Here is an 18,076-nt window from a genome sequence, read left to right on the forward strand (position 1 = left end):
TCTGGTGAGGATACGATGATTATCTATTTACACGGTTTTGACTCAAACAGTCCCGGAAACCATGAGAAGGTGCTGCAGCTGCAGTTTATCGATCCCGATGTGCGTCTGATAAGCTACAGCACGCGGCACCCAAAACATGATATGCAGCACTTGTTAAAAGAAGTCGATAAAATGCTGCAGCTCAATACTGACGATCGGCCGCTGATTTGCGGCGTCGGCCTGGGTGGCTATTGGGCGGAACGGATTGGTTTCCTTTGCGATGTGCGTCAGGCCATTTTTAACCCCAATCTGTTTCCCGCGGAAAACATGGAAGGCAAGATCGACAGGCCTGAAGAGTACGCTGATATCGGGACCAAGTGCGTCAACAATTTCCGCGAGAAAAACCGCGATCGCTGTCTGGTGGTACTCTCCCGCCAGGACGAGGCGCTGGACAGCCAGCGTTCGGCTGACCTGCTGCATCACTACTATGAAATCATCTGGGATAATGAGCAGACCCACAAGTTCAAGAACATCTCACCTCATCTGCAGCGGATAAAAGCCTTTAAGACGCTAGGCTGAGTCACTCCTCCGCAGCGGCCCGTCGTAGAGACATACGACGGGCTTTTTTTATGTCGCCAATAGTGGCATGGTTAAAAAACAGGCGGTAAAACTTGATGCATATCAATTTTGGTATGACCAATGACCCGTTCATGGTATTCTCAATTTCGCTGAATGGTTTCACTGCTGTAACTTGTTGTTAAATAAGAGCTATTTGTATAACTTTTAATTAACAATTGGTTAATATTTTTAGGGGGTCTCGTGACTACACCATTGAAAAAAATCGTAATCGTAGGTGGCGGCGCCGGTGGACTGGAACTGGCGACTCAGCTGGGTGGAAAGCTGGGGCGTAGCAAAAAAGCGAAAATCACGCTGGTGGATCGTAACCATAGCCATCTGTGGAAGCCGTTGCTGCATGAAGTGGCGACCGGTTCGCTCGATGAAGGTGTTGATGCGCTGAGCTATCTGGCCCATGCCCGCAACCACGGTTTCCAGTTCCAGCTGGGTTCAGTGGTGGATATTAACCGTGAAGCGAAAACCATTACGCTGTCTGAGCTGCGTGACGAGAAGGGCGAGCTGCTGGTTGCCGAGCGCAAGCTGCCGTACGACACGCTGGTGATGGCGCTGGGCAGTACCTCTAACGACTTTAATACCCCGGGCGTCAAAGAGAACTGTATTTTCCTTGATAACCCGCATCAGGCCCGTCGCTTCCATCAGGAAATGCTGAACCTGTTCCTGAAATACTCGGCTAACCTCGGCGCCAACGGCAAAGTCAATATCGCGATCGTCGGCGGCGGGGCTACCGGCGTTGAGCTCTCGGCTGAGCTGCATAATGCGGTGAAACAACTGCACAGCTATGGTTATAAAGGGCTGACCAACGAAGCATTGAATGTCACCCTGGTTGAAGCGGGCGAGCGTATTCTCCCTGCGCTGCCGCCGCGTATTTCCGGCGCCGCTCACAGTGAGCTGACCAAGCTTGGCGTGCGCGTTCTGACGAAAACCATGGTAACCAGCGCCGATGCGAACGGCCTGCACACCAAAGACGGCGAGTTTATTAATGCCGACCTGATGGTGTGGGCGGCAGGGATCAAAGCGCCGGACTTTATGAAAGAGATCGGCGGTCTGGAAACCAACCGCATTAACCAGCTGGTGGTTCAGCCAACGCTGCAAACGACGCTGGACCCGGATATTTATGCCATCGGCGACTGCGCCTCCTGTGCGCGTGCGGAAGGCGGATTTGTGCCGCCGCGCGCCCAGGCGGCCCACCAGATGGCAACCTGCGCGCTGAATAATATTCTGGCGCAGATGAAAGACAAACCGCTGAAATCCTACGTCTATAAAGATCACGGTTCGCTGGTTTCGCTCTCCAACTACTCAACCGTGGGGAGCCTGATGGGCAACCTGATGCGCGGTTCGATGATGGTCGAAGGGCGTATTGCGCGTTTCGTCTATATCTCTTTGTACCGCATGCACCAGATTGCGCTGCACGGCTACTGTAAGACCGGTCTGATGATGCTGGTAGGTCGCATCAACCGCATCATTCGCCCGCGCCTGAAACTGCACTGATTGTCTGTTCGCCCCGTTCCCGGATTGTGCCGCCAGGCCAGTTCGGGATGGCGGGCGGCGACGCAGGTTGAGCCGGTCAGCGCTTTGCCGGCTCAATGACAGAATTTCCGTCTGTCATCTCGCGCATAACATCTCAGATTCCTCTGAATCCACGCCATTTGCCGCTTTTCCCCGCATTTTTCATCCGCTTTCTCATTTGCAAGGTCCCCGGGTCGATAGCAAAATTGTTTCTATCAGCAACAAGGGAGGATACCCCGTGAATAAATCAATGTTGGCGGGTATAGGGATTGGCGTGGCTGCCGCGCTGGGTGTTGCAGCTGTCGCTGGTCTTAACGTCTTAGATCGTGGCCCGCAATATGCGCAAGTGGTGTCCAGTACACCGATAAAAGAGACCGTAAAAACTCCGCGTCAGGAATGTCGCAACGTCACCGTGACCCATCGTCGTCCGGTACAGGATGAAAACCGCATCGCCGGTTCCGTTCTTGGTGCCGTTGCCGGCGGGGTCATCGGTCATCAGTTTGGCGGCGGTCGTGGCCGCAGCGTGGCGACCGTGGTGGGCGCGCTGGGCGGCGGTTACGCCGGTAACCAGATTCAGGGGTCGATGCAGGACGGGGATACCTACACCACCACGCAGCAGCGCTGTAAAACGGTGTACGATAAGTCGGATAAAATGCTGGGCTACGATGTGACCTACAAAATCGGCGAGCAGCGAGGAAAAATCCGCATGGAACACGATCCCGGCACGCAAATTCCGCTGGACAGTAACGGCCAGCTGGTCCTCAACAACAAAGCGTAAAAAAGACATTGACTGTGATTTGCCCCTCCTGCGCTCAGGCTGAGGGGCTTTTTTATCAGAAACTGACGGCGTAGTTCAGGCCAAAGGTACGGCCACGACCTTTGTATTGATACAGTGAACTGCTACCGTAGGTCGGGCTATACAGCAGCGGGGCGCGCTGTCCCCAGATGGTGACATAGTCTTCGTTCAGCAGGTTTTCGATGCTGAAGGTTAGTTTACCTACCGGGAGCGCATAGCTGCCGATAAAGTCTACGGTATTATAGCCGTCGAGTTTTTTACCGCTGGCATCGCTCAGGTCGAACACCTGCTGGGTTTGCACGCGCAGCGACCACGGATCCGGCGCCCAGCCGACCCAGGCGGTGGCTTTTGATGGCGAAGCGAGAGTCACATCCCATTTCTGCCAGCTACCGGCACTCTTCACCTGAGATTTCAGCACGTTGAAGTTCGCACCGGTGCTCCAGTCGCTATCCGGGAAGAAGTAATCGACGGCCCCTTCCACACCGTAAATACGCCGCTTGTCGGATTGTACGTCGATAGTCATATCGCTGCGGTTAACGACAATGGTTTTGTCCGAGGTGGAGTAGTATGCCGCCAGCTGGGTGCGCAGGTTATCACCGGTGTAACGCCAGCCCAGTTCGTAGGAGTTGACTTTGATCCCCTGCAGCGGCGAATCACCGACGTTGACGCTCGACAGCAGGGGATAGTTGCCGTTGACCGCCGCGCCGTATTTGCCGATACCATAGTATTTACCCGGGTCCGGCAGCTCAACGCCCTGTGAGAAGTTAAACCAGGTCTGCTGACGGTTGGTGAGGTGGGCGACAATGCCGGCGTTAAACAGGAAGTTATCATAATCCGTTTTACCACCCGGGATGGCATCGGCCGATTTCACTTTGCCGCTGGCGACATCCTGCTGCTGAGCGTAGCCGACAAAATCATCAACCTGGTTTTCCGTCCACTGATAGCGCACGCCGCCGCTCAGGGTGAAAATGTCATTCAGGTCATAGCTGCTTTGCAGGAACGGCGCCAGGTTAGTGATGCTGTAGCCCGGGTAGCGTCCCGTCGTGTAGATAGCCTCGTTGTGCAGCCCGCCTGACGCCATCGAACGCGGCAGATCGAAGAACATCTGATTAGCGTTGAAGGTCTCGTGATCGGCATCCAGTCCCCAGGTCAGATCCCAGCCGTCAAGCGGTTGGCTGTTGAGGGTAATTTTCGCGCCGTACTGATCGGTATCCTGCTTTGACGAGGAGAAACTGCTGACCTTGCCTTTGCTGAGGGCCGGGAAGGGATAAAAGGTCAGCGACTCGTCGCGATAATAGATCTGGCTGACCAGGTTCTGGCCATAGAAGTCGGCATCGGAGTATTGCAGGCTAATCAGATGCCTTTCGGTACCAGGAAGGCGGTCGGAATTGAGTCCGTCGGTGGTATAGGCTTTGCCCTCACCGGTGACGGCTGACATGTTCTTGCCGAGATACAGGCCGTAATCATCGCCCTGGCTTTTATAATACTGCGTCACCAGCTGCAGTTGACGGTTATCGTCAATGTTGATGGTGCCTGTCCCCATCACGTCCAGGCGATCCGAGTGCTGCAGGCCGGTCTGGGTATTATCAAGGATCAGCGCATCGTTGTTGCCATCGTACCAGCCGCCAAAACGCTGATATGCCACCGATAACCGCCCGGATGCATGGTCTGTGCCGCCGCTGACCGCCGCCGCTACGCGTTCATCGCGATCGTTGCTGTTGGCAAATCCGCTTTTACCGCCCACTTCCAGATCGACCTGCCGTTCCTGCTGCCCTTTTTTAGTCACAATATTGATCAGGCCGCCGGTACTGCCACCGCCGTACAGCGAGGTCGCGCCGGAGATGACTTCAATATGCTCAATGTTGAACGGGTCGATAGCGTCGAGCTGACGACTGTCGGTACGGGAGGAGTTGAGGCGTACGCCGTCGATCAACACCACGATGGCCCGCCCACGCATGTTCATTCCGTAGTTGGTTCGTCCCTGGCTGCTGACATCAATGCCGGGAATCAACTGGGCCAGAACGTCTTTGAACTCTTTTCCGCCCTGCACCTGCTGTTCTATCTCCTGGCCTTCGATAACCCAGGTCGTTTGGGCCATTTCGGCGACGGTGCGGTGAGTCCGGTTGGCACTGACGATAATGTTTTCTTCATCCGCCTGCGCGGCAAAAGCGGGCAGGGCGGTGGCCAGCAGCAGTGGGTTCAGCACCCAGAGACGCTTGTTCATACGCATTCCTTTTATGAGTTAACTGGATTCATGTTGTTTTTAGTTTTCGATGCGGGCGCATCGATTGTTACAGATGGAAATAAGCAGAAAAACTTAAGAGCGGATTTTGCACGTAGTGATTATTGTTATCAATATCATTTACAACAAAAATGGCGCGTAACGATGTGAAAACATTAATAAAACAGGGGATAAATCAGAGCGGGGGGTGAAAACCCGGTGGCGAACGTCACCGGGGGAACGCAGATTAGTGCTGGAGGATTTGCGGCCACAGCCGCAGGGTGGTATCGGCGATTTGCATCAGCCTGGTGAAATCAGCCCCTTCGCGCGCGCTGATAGACATCCCTTGCAATACGCAGTTTAAGAACTGCGCCAGCTGTCGCACATCGCCATTTTCCGGCAGCTCGCCGCGCAGCTGCCGCTGCTGGAGGAACTGCGTCAGCGTTTGTTCCTGCATCGCGTGCCGCGACTTAATGGTATTGGCGATCGCAGTAGATGATGCCGCCAGCGCCGCGGAAGTATTGATCATAAAGCAGCCTGCCGGCGTGTCTTTGCTGGTAAAACAGGTGGCGATGGCGGTGAAATAGTCCCGCAGCGCCTGATCGACTGTTTTTTCTTCGGCAAACAACAGCGCTTCGTGTCTGGCGGCAAAACGTGAAATATAGCGATCCAGCACCGCGCGAAATAACCCTTCCTTGTTGACGAACTCGGCGTACAGCGTCGGTGCTTTTGCCCCGGTCGCCTCCACCAGATCGGCAAGAGAAGTTGCCTCGTAGCCGTGCTGCCAGAACAGTGCCATAGCCTTATCCAGCGCCGCTTCCTTGTCGAACACTTTGGGTCGGCCACGGCTTTTTTTTGTGCAACTTTGAACGTCAGTTGTCATGATGCCGCTGTACCTATGTTGGTTTGTTGAAGCGGGCATTATAAAAATAAATGTTACAACGTTCCAGCACTGAACCCACAAAAATAAATAATTCATATATGTATGAATTTTAAGTCGTTTATAAATAAATGAACGATCGTTATAAAAATAAATTGACGTGTGATTCAGGTCACATTATTATTTACCTATCGATCGTTAAGTTAATTATTGCGACCCGACTAAAAAACATCTGCATAGGTATAATAATCATGAAAAACATCAAAACGCTGACGCTTGCCGCCGTACTGAGTTCTCTTTCTTTCGCCAGCTTCGCGGCTGTTGAAGTGCAATCCACACCTGCTGGCCAACACAAAATCGGTACCGTTTCAGCCTCCGCCGGGACCAACCTGGGTTCGCTGGAAGACCAGCTGGCGCAGAAAGCGCAGGAAATGGGCGCGACTTCTTTCCGCATCACCTCAGTAACGGGTCCAAACACCCTGCACGGCACTGCGGTTATCTACAAATAAGTTTCGTTTTACCCCTGTCATGCCACTGACAAAACGCGGCCCCTGACCCCTTTATCAGGCCGCGAGCAGTAAGTTGTTCTCCGTTATGCCACTTACGTTTCGCGGTTTTCACCCCTTTATGAAACCGCGAAGCGTCGTCCTGGCGTTTTACCCTGCTTTTACCTCATAAAAAAACCGCCTTCAGCGGTTTTTTTATCTCTGTCATTAAGCACTTACAATGACTGTTCGCCAGCGGTGTGGTGGCGGGTCACGTCAACCGGCATACCTGAACGCAGCGTCATCGCGCGCTCCATCACCGTCTGGTCGGTCTGCGCGGCCTGCTTAAATGCTGTCATTTCACCATTCAGGACGATCGGTAGCGTCTGCGGATCGTCATCTAAGTGTTTGGACAGCGGCTGATGGATTTCCGCCAGACGCCTGCCGTCAGGCTCCACGGAGACTTTAACTGGCGTGTTGATGATATTGACTTTTGTCCCTGGGGTAACGAGGTTATACAGGGTTTTGATGTCATCATCGCGCAGGCGGATACAGCCGGAGCTCACGCGCATGCCGATGCCAAAATCGGCATTCGTGCCATGCAGCAGATAGACGCCGCCGTAGGCCGCAAGGCGGATAGCATGATGGCCCATCGGGTTATCCGGCCCGGCAGGTACCACGCCCGGCAGCTCTATTCCCATCGCTTTATACCGCGCGCGAATATTGGCCGTCGGCGTCCAGGTTGGATTGGCGCGCTTGTCGGAGACGGTGGTGACCATCGTCGGGGTAAGGGTATCGCCTCCCAACTGACCGATACCGATAGGGTAGACGGTGACCTCATTTTTCCCCGGCGGGTAATAGTAGAGGCGAAGCTCGGCGAGGTTAATCACCAGCCCTTCGCGCGGCGCTTCCGGCAGCAGCGTCTGGAGCGGAATGGTCAGTACGCTGCCGGCACGCGGAACGTAAGGATCGACGCCGGGATTTGCCTGAAGCAATGCCAGAAAGCCGACGTTGTATTTTTTGGCGATAGCCTCCAGAGAACCGCCGTTATTCTGGACGACGTGAAACTGATTTTGCCCGACGAGGCGGCTGCCGGAAGGCGGCAACGGCCAGGTATTGGCGCGGGCGGGGAGGGTCAGTACGGCCGCTACGGCCGCCAAGGCCAGCCACAGAGAGAAACGCGATATAAAAGTAGTCATAATAAATAAATGGTTATTTTTTTATGAGGAAACGGACGGGAATTATCACGCGGTTGTCTGTGGGGAAACCCAGGTGAATTGCAAAACATTTGTAAAGTTTACCGGGTGTCACTGCGAGGGAAGAAAACAGGCGCGAAGACGGCGACGGGCGCCGCCTCCGCGCTGCGATTATGCGGTCGCGTTCTCTTCTAACTGCCGCATAAACTGGCGAACCCACTCCATACGCGTTTTACGTTCGCCAAGTTCCTGCATGAACTTCAGCCGCGTCGGGCCATCCAGGCGGAAGTGCTGAGGCTGTTTTTGCAGCAGGCCAATCAGCCACACCGGGTTGACGTTGTTCTTTTCATTGAACTCAATCACGCCGCCTTTGTCATTGCTCTCCAGCTTACGGATCCCCAGCTTCTGCGCCTGTTGACGCAGACGGGCGATATCCAGCAGGTTTCTCGCCGCATCCGGTAGCGTGCCGAAGCGGTCGATCAGTTCGACTTTAATCTCTTCCAGACTGTGCTCATTCCTGGCGCTGGCAACCCGCTTGTAGAACGAGAGTCGGGTATTCACATCAGGAATAAAGTCGTCCGGCAACAGTGAAGGCATCCGCAGTTCAACCTCAGTCTGCTGGCTGGTCAGATCCTCAAGTGAAGGCTCACGTCCGGCTTTCAGCGCATCGACAGCGTTCTCCAGAAGCTCCATATACAGCGAAAAACCGATGGTGGTCATCTGCCCGCTCTGATCTTCGCCCAGCAGCTCGCCAGCGCCGCGGATCTCCAGGTCGTGCGTGGCCAGCGCGAAACCGGCGCCGAGATCCTCCAGCGAGGCGATGGCTTCCAGACGCTTTTGCGCATCGCTGGTCATCGCTTTCGGGTGCGGCGTCAGCAGCCAGGCATAGGCCTGATGATGCGAACGGCCGACGCGTCCGCGCAGCTGGTGCAATTGAGCCAGGCCGAAATGGTCCGCGCGTTCGATGATAATGGTATTGGCGGTCGGGATATCGATCCCGGTCTCAATAATAGTGGTGCAGACCAGCACGTTAAAACGCTGGTGGTGGAAATCATTCATCACCCGTTCCAGCTCGCGCTCGCGCATCTGCCCGTGACCGATGGCGATTCGCGCCTCCGGCACCAGCTCCGCGAGCCGATCCGCCGCTTTCTGGATATTCTCCACGTCGTTATAGAGGTAGTAGACCTGGCCGCCGCGCAGCACTTCACGCAGAATCGCCTCGCGAACCACCAGCGAGTCATATTCCCGGACGAAGGTTTTCACCGCCAGACGGCGGGCGGGCGGCGTGGCAATAATGGACAGATCCCGCATACCGCTCATGGCCATGTTCAGCGTTCGCGGAATCGGTGTGGCGGTCAGCGTCAGAATATCGACATCGGCACGCATCGCTTTGATTCGCTCTTTGTGGCGAACCCCGAAGCGGTGCTCTTCATCGACGATCAGCAGCCCAAGGTCGCGCAGCTTAACTTCGCTTTGCAGCAGCTTGTGCGTGCCGATAAGAATATCGATTTTACCTTCGGCAGCCTGTTCAAGAATCTGCGCCTGCTCTTTCGCGCTGCGAAAGCGCGACAGCATTTCAATGCGCACCGGCCAGTTGGCGAAGCGGTCGCAGAAGTTATCGAAGTGCTGCTGCGCGAGCAGAGTGGTCGGCACCAGCACCGCGACCTGCTTGTGGTTCTCCACCGCCAGGAAGGCGGCTCGCATCGCCACTTCAGTTTTACCGAAGCCGACGTCGCCACAGACCAGGCGGTCCATAGCCAGCGGTTGACACATGTCGCTGAGAACGGCGTTAATCGCCTGCGCCTGATCCGGGGTGGTTTCAAACGGGAAACCATCGCAGAACAGCTGATACTGCTCGCGGTCGTACTTAAAGGCGAAGCCCGCTTTCGCCGCGCGCTGGGCGTAAATATCGAGCAGTTCCGCCGCCACATCGCGCACTTTTTCCGCCGCTTTCTGCCGCGCGCGCGCCCAGGCATCGCCACCGAGTTTATGCAGCGGTGCGCTCTCTTCTGCCCCGCCGGCGTAGCGGCTGATCAGGTGCAATGATGACACCGGCACATACAGTCTGGCGTCATTGGCGTAGGTCAGCATCAGGTATTCCCCTTTGATGCCGCCTGCCTCCAGCGTGGTCATGCCGGCATAACGGCCAACGCCATGCTCCAGATGTACCACCGGCTGGCCGATATGCAGTTCCGCCAGGTTGCGGATTAAGGTATCGGGGTTAATGGTGCGTCGCGAATCCTGGCGACGACGCGCCACGCGCTCGCCCAACAGGTCGCTTTCGCAAATCAGCGCCAGATTCCGCGGGCTATCGATAAACCCGTGTTCGGCGGCGCCTATCATTAAATAGCGGCCGCTGCCGGTGGCCTCTTCCAGCCGCAGAATATGTTTCGGCGCGATTTTGATCCGCGCCAGCACTTCGCCCAGCGCTTCGCGACGACCTTCGCTCTCCACTGAGAAAATCACCGGGCCGCTAAAGGCTTCGAGGAAGCGGCGCAGATTATCCAGCGGCGCTTTGTTTTGCGCCTGAACAGAGAGGTCCGGCAGCTTCTGATAGCCGAGGTTAGTATTGGCGGCTTTATCGGCCAGACGCTCCGTTTTTAACTGGATACGCGGCCATTTTTTCAGCTCGCTGAACAGTTCGTCGCTCCGCAGCCAGAGCTGTTCCGGCGGCAGCAGGGGACGCATCGGGTCGACGCCGCGGCTTTCGAAGCGGGCGCGGGTTTCGTTTTGAAAACGCCCGGCGCTGGCTTCCAGATCGCCGGTATTGACGATCAGGGCGTTCGCCGGGAAGTAGCTGAACAGCGGCGGCAGAGGCTCATTGAAAAACAGCGGCTGCCAGTATTCGATGCCGGTCGGTAATGTCCCTTTGCTGACCTGCTGATAGATATGTTCGGCGTCGCGTTTGACTTCAAAGCGATCGCGCCACTGGCTACGGAACAGCTCAATCGCCGCCTGATCGGTCGGGAACTCATGAGCGGGCAGTAGATTAATGGCGGCCACCTCTTCCAGCGTACGCTGGCTGTCGACGTCGAACAGGCGCAGGCTGTCGATTTCATCATCGAAGAAGTCGAGGCGATAGGGTTGCTCGCTCCCCATCGGGAACAGGTCAAGCAGGGCGCCGCGGGTAGCATACTCCCCGTGCTCCATTACCTGATCCACATGGCGATAGCCGGCGCTATCTAACTGAGTGCGCAGGCCGTCGCGCGACAGACGCTGGCCTTTTTTCATCACCAGCGCGTGTCCGTGGAGGAAATTATGCGGACAGACGCGCTGCATTAACGTGCTGACCGGCACGATCAGCACGCCGCGCTGCATGGTGGGTAATTGATAAAGCGTGGCGAGACGGGAAGAGATAATGTCCTGATGCGGCGAGAAGCTATCGTAAGGTAGCGTTTCCCAGTCAGCCAGTCCTGTCACCATGCTGTCGGTAAACTGGCGAACTTCATCATTCAGACGCAGGGCATTTTGCATATCGGGGGCGACGAGTATGACCGGCCCGCCGTGGCGCTCGGCCATTTCCGCAACCAACGTGGCACAAGCCGCGCCGGTTAATTCACCGAGATGCCGCTGTTCGCCGGGCTTGACCGGCAGTGTGTATCGGTATTGTTGAGGCATAGCTGTTATCAGGATCCCTTCTTGATTCGCTCTATATGTGTACCCTAAATATTTCGAGTTGCGGCTCAAAAACACCTCAGGCGTTGTTGAACCGCGCTTGCACTGACCCCGAAGGGGCAAGGCCACAGGCCAGGTTACGCAGCAAGTGAGCGACAAATTCGTCAGGAGCGAACCTGAACAGTCGACGCTGCCTCAGGCGAGAGAGCAGGACATCTCTCAAATTTTCCGATTGCTTCCCGATGAGCTTATGCAGGTAAGCGATTCCGGTAAACCAGCGTCGTCAATGCACATGCAGCGTGCGGTATGACGGCTATATAAGGGCAAACCGCGCATATTCAATGTTGATGATTATCCGCGATTGACCCGTATTCGCCAACCTGATTGACGACATGCGGGCCCGCTACGGTGAAAGATTCTGATAGATAAGCGCTGACTAATCAAATATCCATTTGATTTATCTTTATTTTTTTCTTATTGCGCGACAAAAACTTACCGTTTCAGTGATTTACGCGTTGTGCTATGCCATATATACTCGTGCATCGGCTATCAGCAACCAGATGGATTACATGTACCAACCTGCCGCACTTTTTATCGGCCTTCGCTACATGCGCGGGCGCGCAGCCGACCGCTTCGGTCGTTTCGTCTCCTGGCTATCCACCATCGGCATTACGCTTGGCGTGATGGCGCTGGTGACCGTGCTTTCGGTCATGAACGGCTTCGAGCGAGAGCTGCAGAACAACATCCTGGGGCTGATGCCACAGGCCATAATTAGCGCGCAGCAGGGCTCGGTGAACCCTCAGCAGCTGCCGGAAAGCGCCATCAAATTACAGGGCGTCACGCGCATTGCGCCATTAACTACCGGCGATGTGGTGCTGCAAAGCGCCCGCAGCGTCGCGGTTGGCGTGATGCTGGGTATCGACCCGACGCAAAACGATCCGCTCACGCCGTATCTTGTCAACGTGAAGCAAAGCGATCTTCAGGCCGGGAAATATAACGTCATTCTTGGCGAACAGCTGGCCAGTCAGCTAGGGGTTAACCGCGGCGATCAGATTCGCGTCATGGTGCCCTCAGCCAGTCAGTTCACGCCTATGGGGCGGGTGCCGAGCCAACGACTGTTTAACGTTATCGGCACCTTTGCCGCCAACAGTGAAGTGGACGGCTATCAGATGTTGACCAATATCGACGATGCCTCGCGCCTGATGCGCTATCCGCTGGGTAACATCACCGGCTGGCGTCTGTGGCTGAGTCATCCTTTACAGGTGGATACCCTCAGTCAACAGGCGCTGCCGCAGGGGACGAAGTGGCAGGACTGGCGCGAGCGCAAAGGCGAGCTGTTCCAGGCCGTGCGCATGGAAAAAAATATGATGGGCCTGCTGCTGAGCCTGATCGTGGCCGTCGCGGCGTTTAATATTATTACTTCGCTGGGGATGATGGTCATGGAAAAACAGGGCGAAGTGGCGATTTTGCAAACCCTGGGGCTGACCCCGCGACAGATTATGCTGGTCTTTATGGTCCAGGGGGCCAGCGCCGGGATCGTCGGTGCGCTGCTTGGCGCCGCGCTTGGCGTGCTGCTCGCCAGCCAGTTGAACAATTTAATGCCGATTATCGGCGCATTCCTTGACGGCGCGGCGCTGCCGGTCGCAATCGAGCCGTTACAGGTGACGATTATCGTCCTGGTGGCCATGGTGCTGGCACTGTTATCGACGTTGTATCCTTCCTGGCGCGCTGCCGCCACTCAACCCGCTGAGGCTTTACGTTATGAATAAGATCCTGCTGCAATGCGACAATCTGTGCAAACGCTATCAGGAAGGCAGTGTGCAAACCGATGTGTTGCACAATGTCAGCTTCAGTATTGAGGAAGGGGAGATGATGGCGATTGTCGGTACCTCGGGTTCCGGGAAAAGTACACTGCTCCATCTGCTCGGCGGGCTGGATACGCCGACCTCCGGCGATGTGATTTTCTCCGGACAGTCGATGAACCGGCTCTCTGCCGCCGCACGCGCCGACCTGCGTAACCGTGAACTCGGCTTTATCTACCAGTTCCACCACCTGTTGCCGGATTTCACCGCCCTCGAAAACGTGGCAATGCCGCTGCTGATTGGCAAACAGAAAGCCGCGGATATTGAACGTCAGGCTAAGGCAATGCTGCATGCCGTGGGGCTGGAGCACCGTAGTAACCACCGCCCGTCAGAGCTTTCCGGCGGTGAACGCCAGCGGGTGGCGATTGCCCGCGCGCTGGTTAACAAGCCACGTCTGGTGCTGGCGGATGAACCGACCGGTAACCTCGATGCCCGCAATGCCGACAGCATTTTTCAGCTGCTGGGGGAACTGAATGTTGCCCAGCGCACCGCGTTTCTGGTGGTGACCCACGACCTGCAACTGGCCAAACGGATGGGCCGCCAGCTGGAAATGCGTGATGGTCATCTGGACGCGAAACTGACCCTGATGGGGGCCAGGTAATGACTTCTCCGTTATCGTTATTGATTGCCCTGCGTTTTAGCCGCGGGCGGCGGCGCGGCGGCATGGTGTCGCTGATTTCGGTGATTTCGACGATCGGGATTGCGCTCGGGGTGGCGGTCTTAATCGTCGGCCTCAGCGCGATGAACGGCTTTGAACGTGAGCTGAACAACCGCATTCTGGCGGTGGTTCCACATGGCGAAATCGAGCCGGTGAAGCAGCCGTGGACCAACTGGAGCGATGCGCTGGCGAAGGTGGAAAAGGTCAAAGGTATCGTTGCCGCGGCGCCCTACATTAACTTTACCGGGCTGGTGGAGAGTGGCAGCAACATGCGCGCCATTCAGGTAAAAGGGGTCGATCCGCAGCAGGAGAGCCGCCTGAGTTCGCTGCCTCAGTTTGTCCAGAATAACGCGTGGGCTAATTTTAAAGCTGGCGAACAGCAGGTTATTCTCGGTAAAGGGGTGGCGGATGCACTGCACGTGAAGCAGGGCGACTGGGTTTCCATCATGATCCCCAACTCTGACGCCGAACATCAGCTCCTGCAGCCGAAACGCGTCAGGCTGCATGTGACCGGGATTTTGCAGCTCAGCGGCCAGCTCGATCACAGTTTTGCCATGATCCCGATGGACGATGCCCAACAGTATCTGGATATGGCTGGCAGCGTGACCGGGATTGCGATTAAAGTCACCGATGTCTTCCACGCCAATACGCTGGTGCGCGATGCCGGCGAAGTGACGAACAGCTACGTTTACATCAAGAGCTGGATCGGGACTTACGGTTATATGTATCGCGATATCCAGATGATCCGCGCCATTATGTACCTCGCGATGGTGCTGGTGATAGGCGTAGCCTGCTTTAACATCGTTTCCACCCTGGTGATGGCGGTGAAAGATAAAAGCAGCGATATTGCGGTACTGCGCACGCTCGGGGCGAAAGATGGCCTGATCCGCGCCATTTTTGTCTGGTATGGTTTGCTTGCCGGTTCGGTCGGGAGCCTGATTGGCGTAGCGATCGGCGTCGTTTGCGCGCTGAATCTGACGTCCATTATTAACGGCCTCGAATACCTGATCGGGCATAAATTCTTGTCCGGCGACATCTATTTTATTGACTTCCTGCCGTCTGAACTGCACTGGCTGGATGTTATTTATGTGCTGGCGACGGCACTGTTGCTGAGTTTGCTGGCCAGCTGGTATCCCGCCCGCCGCGCCAGCCGCATTGACCCGGCGAGGGTGCTGAGTGGCCAGTAATTCAGTGGATTGCGGGGTATACACTCTGGTCGGATAAGGCGAAGCCGCCACCCGACCTTGCGCCCGGCGGCGCTCGCTACGCGGGCCGACAAGGTCCCCGGTAATCCACTCTTTACGTCGTCCTGACCTTTGCGGTCAGTAAAGAGGAATGGCTATGTACTACGGATTTGACATTGGCGGTAGCAAGATAGCGCTGGGCGTGTTTGATAAAACGCGGCGATTGCAGTGGGAAAAACGCGTTGCCACGCCGAAGGCGAGTTATGCCGACTTTTTGCAGGCGGTTGAGGCGCTGGTAGATGAAGCCGACAGCCGCTTTGACTGTCAGGGGAGTGTCGGGATCGGGATTCCGGGGATGCCGGAAACCGCAGACGGCACGCTGTATGCCGCCAACGTTCCCGCGGCCAGCGGTCAGCCGCTGCGCAGCGATCTGAGCGCCCGGCTCGGGCGTGAAGTTCGTCTGGATAACGATGCCAACTGTTTTGCGCTCTCTGAAGCCTGGGACGATGAGTTTACGCAATATCCGCTGGTCATGGGGCTGATTCTCGGTACCGGCGTCGGCGGTGGCCTGGTCCTCAACGGCAAATCGATTACCGGACATAGCTATATTACCGGTGAATTTGGCCATATCCGGCTGCCGGTGGATGCGCTGGCGGTGGTGGGGCGTGACTTCCCGCTCACCCGCTGCGGCTGCGGCCAGTTGGGCTGCATTGAAAACTATCTCTCCGGCCGCGGTTTTGCCTGGCTCTATGAACATTATTATCAACACGCCATAACCGCACCCGACATCGTGACGCTGTGGCAGCAAGGCGATGCGCGGGCGCGCGAGCACGTCGAACGCTATCTTGACCTGCTGGCGGTCTGTCTGGGTAATATTCTGACTATTGTTGATCCGGATCTGCTGGTGCTTGGCGGAGGATTGTCTAACTTTACTGCCATAAGCGAAGGGCTGGCGCAGCGCCTGCCGCGACATTTACTTCCCGTTGCCCGGGTGCCGCGTATCGAACGCGCGCGCCATGGCGATGCCGGAGGTATGCGCGGTGCGGCCTTCCTTCATTTGACTCATTAACCACAGGGGGAGCTATGTTGTCGCGCCGCTTACACCGATTGAGCCGTTTTCGACGCAATAAACGTCGCTTGCGTGAACGCCTGCGCCAGCGGATTTTTTTTAAAGAGGATAAGTCGGCTGTGGAAACAATAGCTAAGCCCAAAGTCGTGGTGCTGACCGGCGCGGGTATTTCGGCGGAGTCCGGGATTAAAACGTTTCGCGCTGCCGATGGTTTGTGGGAAGAGCACCGGGTGGAAGATGTGGCGACGCCGGAAGGCTTCGCCCGCGATCCGGCGCTGGTACAGGCGTTTTATAACGCCCGCCGTCGGCAACTGCAAAGCCCGGAGATAGTGCCGAATGCGGCGCATCAGGCACTGGCGCGACTGGAAGCGGAGCTGGGCGACCGCTTTGTGCTGGTCACTCAGAACATTGATAACCTGCACGAACGCGCGGGAAACCGCCGGGTGATTCATATGCACGGCGAACTGTTGAAGGTGCGCTGTTCGTGGAGCGGTCAGGTGCTGGAGTGGACTGGAGACGTCACGACGGAAGATAAGTGCCACTGCTGCCAGTTCCCGGCGCCGCTGCGCCCGCATGTGGTCTGGTTTGGCGAGATGCCGCTGGGGATGGATGATATTTACAGCGCGCTGGCCGATGCCGATATCTTTATCGCCATTGGCACTTCCGGGCACGTTTATCCGGCGGCAGGCTTCGTGCACGAAGCCCGTCTGCAGGGGGCGCATACCGTGGAACTCAATCTGGAACCCAGCCAGGTCGGCAGTGAGTTTGCCGAAAAACACTACGGTCTGGCGAGCGAGGTTGTACCGGCGTTCGTCGACCGGCTGTTGAAAGATCTCTGATTCCGTCGTGCGATGGCGTTGATTGCCGGGCGCGAAAGACACCAGGCCGCTCTATGTTTTTCATAGACGGCCTGTTTCATATCGGCCCGATCGTTCCCGCCGGGTATGACAGCAGAGCAGGCGGCAAACCGGAGCAACGGCCAGCGCTCCCCGGTTATGCAGGCCGCGCCACGCGCCACGTTTTATAACGCTTTGTGCATATTGATGACCGCGCGGGCGTTGGACGCGCTGGTGGCGAGGACATCGATGACGCCAGTGCGCAGGGCGCCGAGTATCGCCGTTGCTTTGGTACTTTCCGAGGCGATGGCAATGACGCAGGGGATGGACCGCAGTTGTTCAAGACTCAGGCCGATAACCCGATCGTTCATAACGGTATCGACCGGTTTCCCCTGGATATTGAAAAAACTGTATCCGGCGATATCTCCCACCACTCCCTGATCCTGCCGGGCTGTCGCAATCTCTTTGGGGGAAAACCAGCCGAGCTGAACCATAAAGCTGTTCTCATTCATATCGCCGAGACCAATTATCGCAACGTCAGCTTTGCTGGCCTGCTCAAGGGTCGCTTTGATGAGGCGGTTTTGCATAAATGCCGCTCGCAACTCCGGAGTTTCAACATATGCAGGAGCGTAGAGCGTTTCACTGAAGCCGTTAAACTTACGTGCCAGGTTACGGCTGATGTGATCGGCATCTATGAGCTGGTTGTCGCGTTTGGTTCCGCCGATTCCACAGATAAAACGGCAGTGCCGCTCCGGGAAGATCCCAACGTGGTTGGCGACGGCAGCCACATTGCGCCCTTGTCCGACGGTCACCGTCATATCATTCTTTAAGATGCCGGCAAGGTAGTTACTGACCAACGCCGCCACCTGCTGACGCTGTTCGTCTTCATCATGGTGGTCCAGGGCGATTAAGGCGCGTTTGATGCCGAAATGGGAAATAAACTGCTGCTCTATCTGCGAGCTAAAGACCGGGTGATATTTCACGCTGATCTCCACAATCCCTTCCTGTCGGGCTTTTTTCAGCAGCCGACCGACTTTAATCCGTGAAATGCCGAATCGCTGGGCAATCTCTTCCTGAGTTTGTTCCTGGTCATAATAGGCCACGGCAATTTCGGTCAGCAGTGCATAATCTGGGTCTTGTTCAGTCATCGTTT

At 56.3% G+C, this 18,076-nt stretch carries 14 protein-coding genes; 9 read left to right on the plus strand and 5 right to left on the minus strand.

The annotated features are described in order from the left end of the window. Positions 1-15: 15 nt before the first annotated feature. From ycfP to FNY10_RS04860, 3 genes are all read left to right on the plus strand, one after another. On the plus strand, positions 16-558 hold the full coding sequence (gene ycfP / locus FNY10_RS04850) for an alpha/beta hydrolase YcfP (RefSeq protein ID WP_100685115.1): 543 nt from the start codon (positions 16-18) through the stop codon (positions 556-558). Between the two features lie 240 nt (positions 559-798). Beyond that, positions 799-2,103 (plus strand): NAD(P)/FAD-dependent oxidoreductase, encoded by a 1,305-nt coding sequence (locus tag FNY10_RS04855; protein ID WP_100685114.1) that lies wholly within the window; start codon positions 799-801, stop codon positions 2,101-2,103. 256 nt (positions 2,104-2,359) lie between these two features. Then, the gene (locus tag FNY10_RS04860) at positions 2,360-2,899 is read left to right on the plus strand and encodes a glycine zipper 2TM domain-containing protein (protein ID WP_100685113.1); all 540 of its coding nucleotides are present in this window, start codon (positions 2,360-2,362) and stop codon (positions 2,897-2,899) included. Positions 2,900-2,954: 55 nt separating this feature from the next. On the opposite strand, the gene FNY10_RS04865 is transcribed toward FNY10_RS04860, so the two are convergent. Both FNY10_RS04865 and FNY10_RS04870 read right to left on the minus strand, forming a co-directional pair. Then, positions 2,955-5,141 (minus strand): TonB-dependent siderophore receptor, encoded by a 2,187-nt coding sequence (locus FNY10_RS04865; RefSeq protein WP_160703800.1) that lies wholly within the window; start codon positions 5,139-5,141, stop codon positions 2,955-2,957. Between the two features lie 244 nt (positions 5,142-5,385). Beyond that, positions 5,386-6,021, minus strand: coding sequence for a TetR/AcrR family transcriptional regulator (locus FNY10_RS04870; protein ID WP_100685111.1), 636 nt, complete (start codon positions 6,019-6,021; stop codon positions 5,386-5,388). A 248-nt stretch (positions 6,022-6,269) separates the two neighbouring features. On the opposite strand from FNY10_RS04870, the gene bhsA reads away from it, so the two are divergent. After that, positions 6,270-6,527 carry a multiple stress resistance protein BhsA gene (gene bhsA, locus FNY10_RS04875; protein ID WP_100685110.1) on the plus strand — a complete coding sequence of 86 codons (258 nt, stop codon included), beginning with the start codon at positions 6,270-6,272 and terminating at the stop codon, positions 6,525-6,527. 212 nt (positions 6,528-6,739) lie between these two features. On the opposite strand, the gene ldtC is transcribed toward bhsA, so the two are convergent. Continuing rightward, a complete protein-coding gene (gene ldtC / locus FNY10_RS04880) occupies positions 6,740-7,702 on the minus strand; it encodes a L,D-transpeptidase LdtC (protein WP_160703798.1) in 963 nt (320 codons plus the stop codon). A gap of 168 nt (positions 7,703-7,870) precedes the next feature. Next, positions 7,871-11,317, minus strand: coding sequence for a transcription-repair coupling factor (gene mfd / locus FNY10_RS04885; protein WP_141964914.1), 3,447 nt, complete (start codon positions 11,315-11,317; stop codon positions 7,871-7,873). Between the two features lie 566 nt (positions 11,318-11,883). Between mfd and lolC the strand changes: the two genes are divergently transcribed. The 5 genes from lolC to cobB all read left to right on the plus strand — a co-directional run bounded on the left by lolC (position 11,884) and on the right by cobB (position 16,926). Next, positions 11,884-13,083, plus strand: a complete 1,200-nt coding sequence (lolC, locus tag FNY10_RS04890; protein ID WP_131049969.1) for a lipoprotein-releasing ABC transporter permease subunit LolC — start codon at positions 11,884-11,886, stop codon at positions 13,081-13,083. Then, positions 13,076-13,777, plus strand: a complete 702-nt coding sequence (lolD, locus tag FNY10_RS04895) for a lipoprotein-releasing ABC transporter ATP-binding protein LolD (RefSeq protein WP_100685107.1) — start codon at positions 13,076-13,078, stop codon at positions 13,775-13,777. The genes lolC and lolD overlap by 8 nt, the downstream gene beginning before the upstream one ends. After that, positions 13,777-15,021 (plus strand): lipoprotein-releasing ABC transporter permease subunit LolE, encoded by a 1,245-nt coding sequence (gene lolE / locus FNY10_RS04900; RefSeq protein WP_100685106.1) that lies wholly within the window; start codon positions 13,777-13,779, stop codon positions 15,019-15,021. The genes lolD and lolE overlap by 1 nt, the downstream gene beginning before the upstream one ends. 154 nt (positions 15,022-15,175) lie before the next feature. Continuing rightward, positions 15,176-16,087 (plus strand): N-acetylglucosamine kinase, encoded by a 912-nt coding sequence (gene nagK, locus FNY10_RS04905; protein ID WP_141964913.1) that lies wholly within the window; start codon positions 15,176-15,178, stop codon positions 16,085-16,087. 14 nt (positions 16,088-16,101) lie between these two features. Next, positions 16,102-16,926, plus strand: a complete 825-nt coding sequence (gene cobB, locus FNY10_RS04910; RefSeq protein ID WP_160703796.1) for a Sir2 family NAD+-dependent deacetylase — start codon at positions 16,102-16,104, stop codon at positions 16,924-16,926. A gap of 182 nt (positions 16,927-17,108) precedes the next feature. On the opposite strand, the gene FNY10_RS04915 is transcribed toward cobB, so the two are convergent. Beyond that, on the minus strand, positions 17,109-18,071 hold the full coding sequence (locus FNY10_RS04915; protein WP_004860563.1) for a sugar-binding transcriptional regulator: 963 nt from the start codon (positions 18,069-18,071) through the stop codon (positions 17,109-17,111). Positions 18,072-18,076 lie beyond the last annotated feature (5 nt).

Origin of the sequence: Klebsiella sp. Lac1 (assembly GCF_009825425.1) — a bacterium.
GTDB lineage: Bacteria > Pseudomonadota > Gammaproteobacteria > Enterobacterales > Enterobacteriaceae > Klebsiella > Klebsiella electrica.

Excerpts from the sequence above, each read along its gene's own strand:
- ycfP (WP_100685115.1), top strand. The coding sequence starts at position 16 with ATGATTATCTATTTACACGGTTTTGACTCAAACAGTCCCGGAAACCAT.
- FNY10_RS04865 (WP_160703800.1), bottom strand. The coding sequence starts at position 5,141 with ATGAACAAGCGTCTCTGGGTGCTGAACCCACTGCTGCTGGCCACCGCC.
- FNY10_RS04870 (WP_100685111.1), bottom strand. The coding sequence starts at position 6,021 with ATGACAACTGACGTTCAAAGTTGCACAAAAAAAAGCCGTGGCCGACCC.
- bhsA (WP_100685110.1), top strand. The coding sequence starts at position 6,270 with ATGAAAAACATCAAAACGCTGACGCTTGCCGCCGTACTGAGTTCTCTT.
- ldtC (WP_160703798.1), bottom strand. The coding sequence starts at position 7,702 with ATGACTACTTTTATATCGCGTTTCTCTCTGTGGCTGGCCTTGGCGGCC.
- mfd (WP_141964914.1), bottom strand. The coding sequence starts at position 11,317 with ATGCCTCAACAATACCGATACACACTGCCGGTCAAGCCCGGCGAACAG.
- lolC (WP_131049969.1), top strand. The coding sequence starts at position 11,884 with ATGTACCAACCTGCCGCACTTTTTATCGGCCTTCGCTACATGCGCGGG.
- lolD (WP_100685107.1), top strand. The coding sequence starts at position 13,076 with ATGAATAAGATCCTGCTGCAATGCGACAATCTGTGCAAACGCTATCAG.
- lolE (WP_100685106.1), top strand. The coding sequence starts at position 13,777 with ATGACTTCTCCGTTATCGTTATTGATTGCCCTGCGTTTTAGCCGCGGG.
- nagK (WP_141964913.1), top strand. The coding sequence starts at position 15,176 with ATGTACTACGGATTTGACATTGGCGGTAGCAAGATAGCGCTGGGCGTG.
- cobB (WP_160703796.1), top strand. The coding sequence starts at position 16,102 with ATGTTGTCGCGCCGCTTACACCGATTGAGCCGTTTTCGACGCAATAAA.
- FNY10_RS04915 (WP_004860563.1), bottom strand. The coding sequence starts at position 18,071 with ATGACTGAACAAGACCCAGATTATGCACTGCTGACCGAAATTGCCGTG.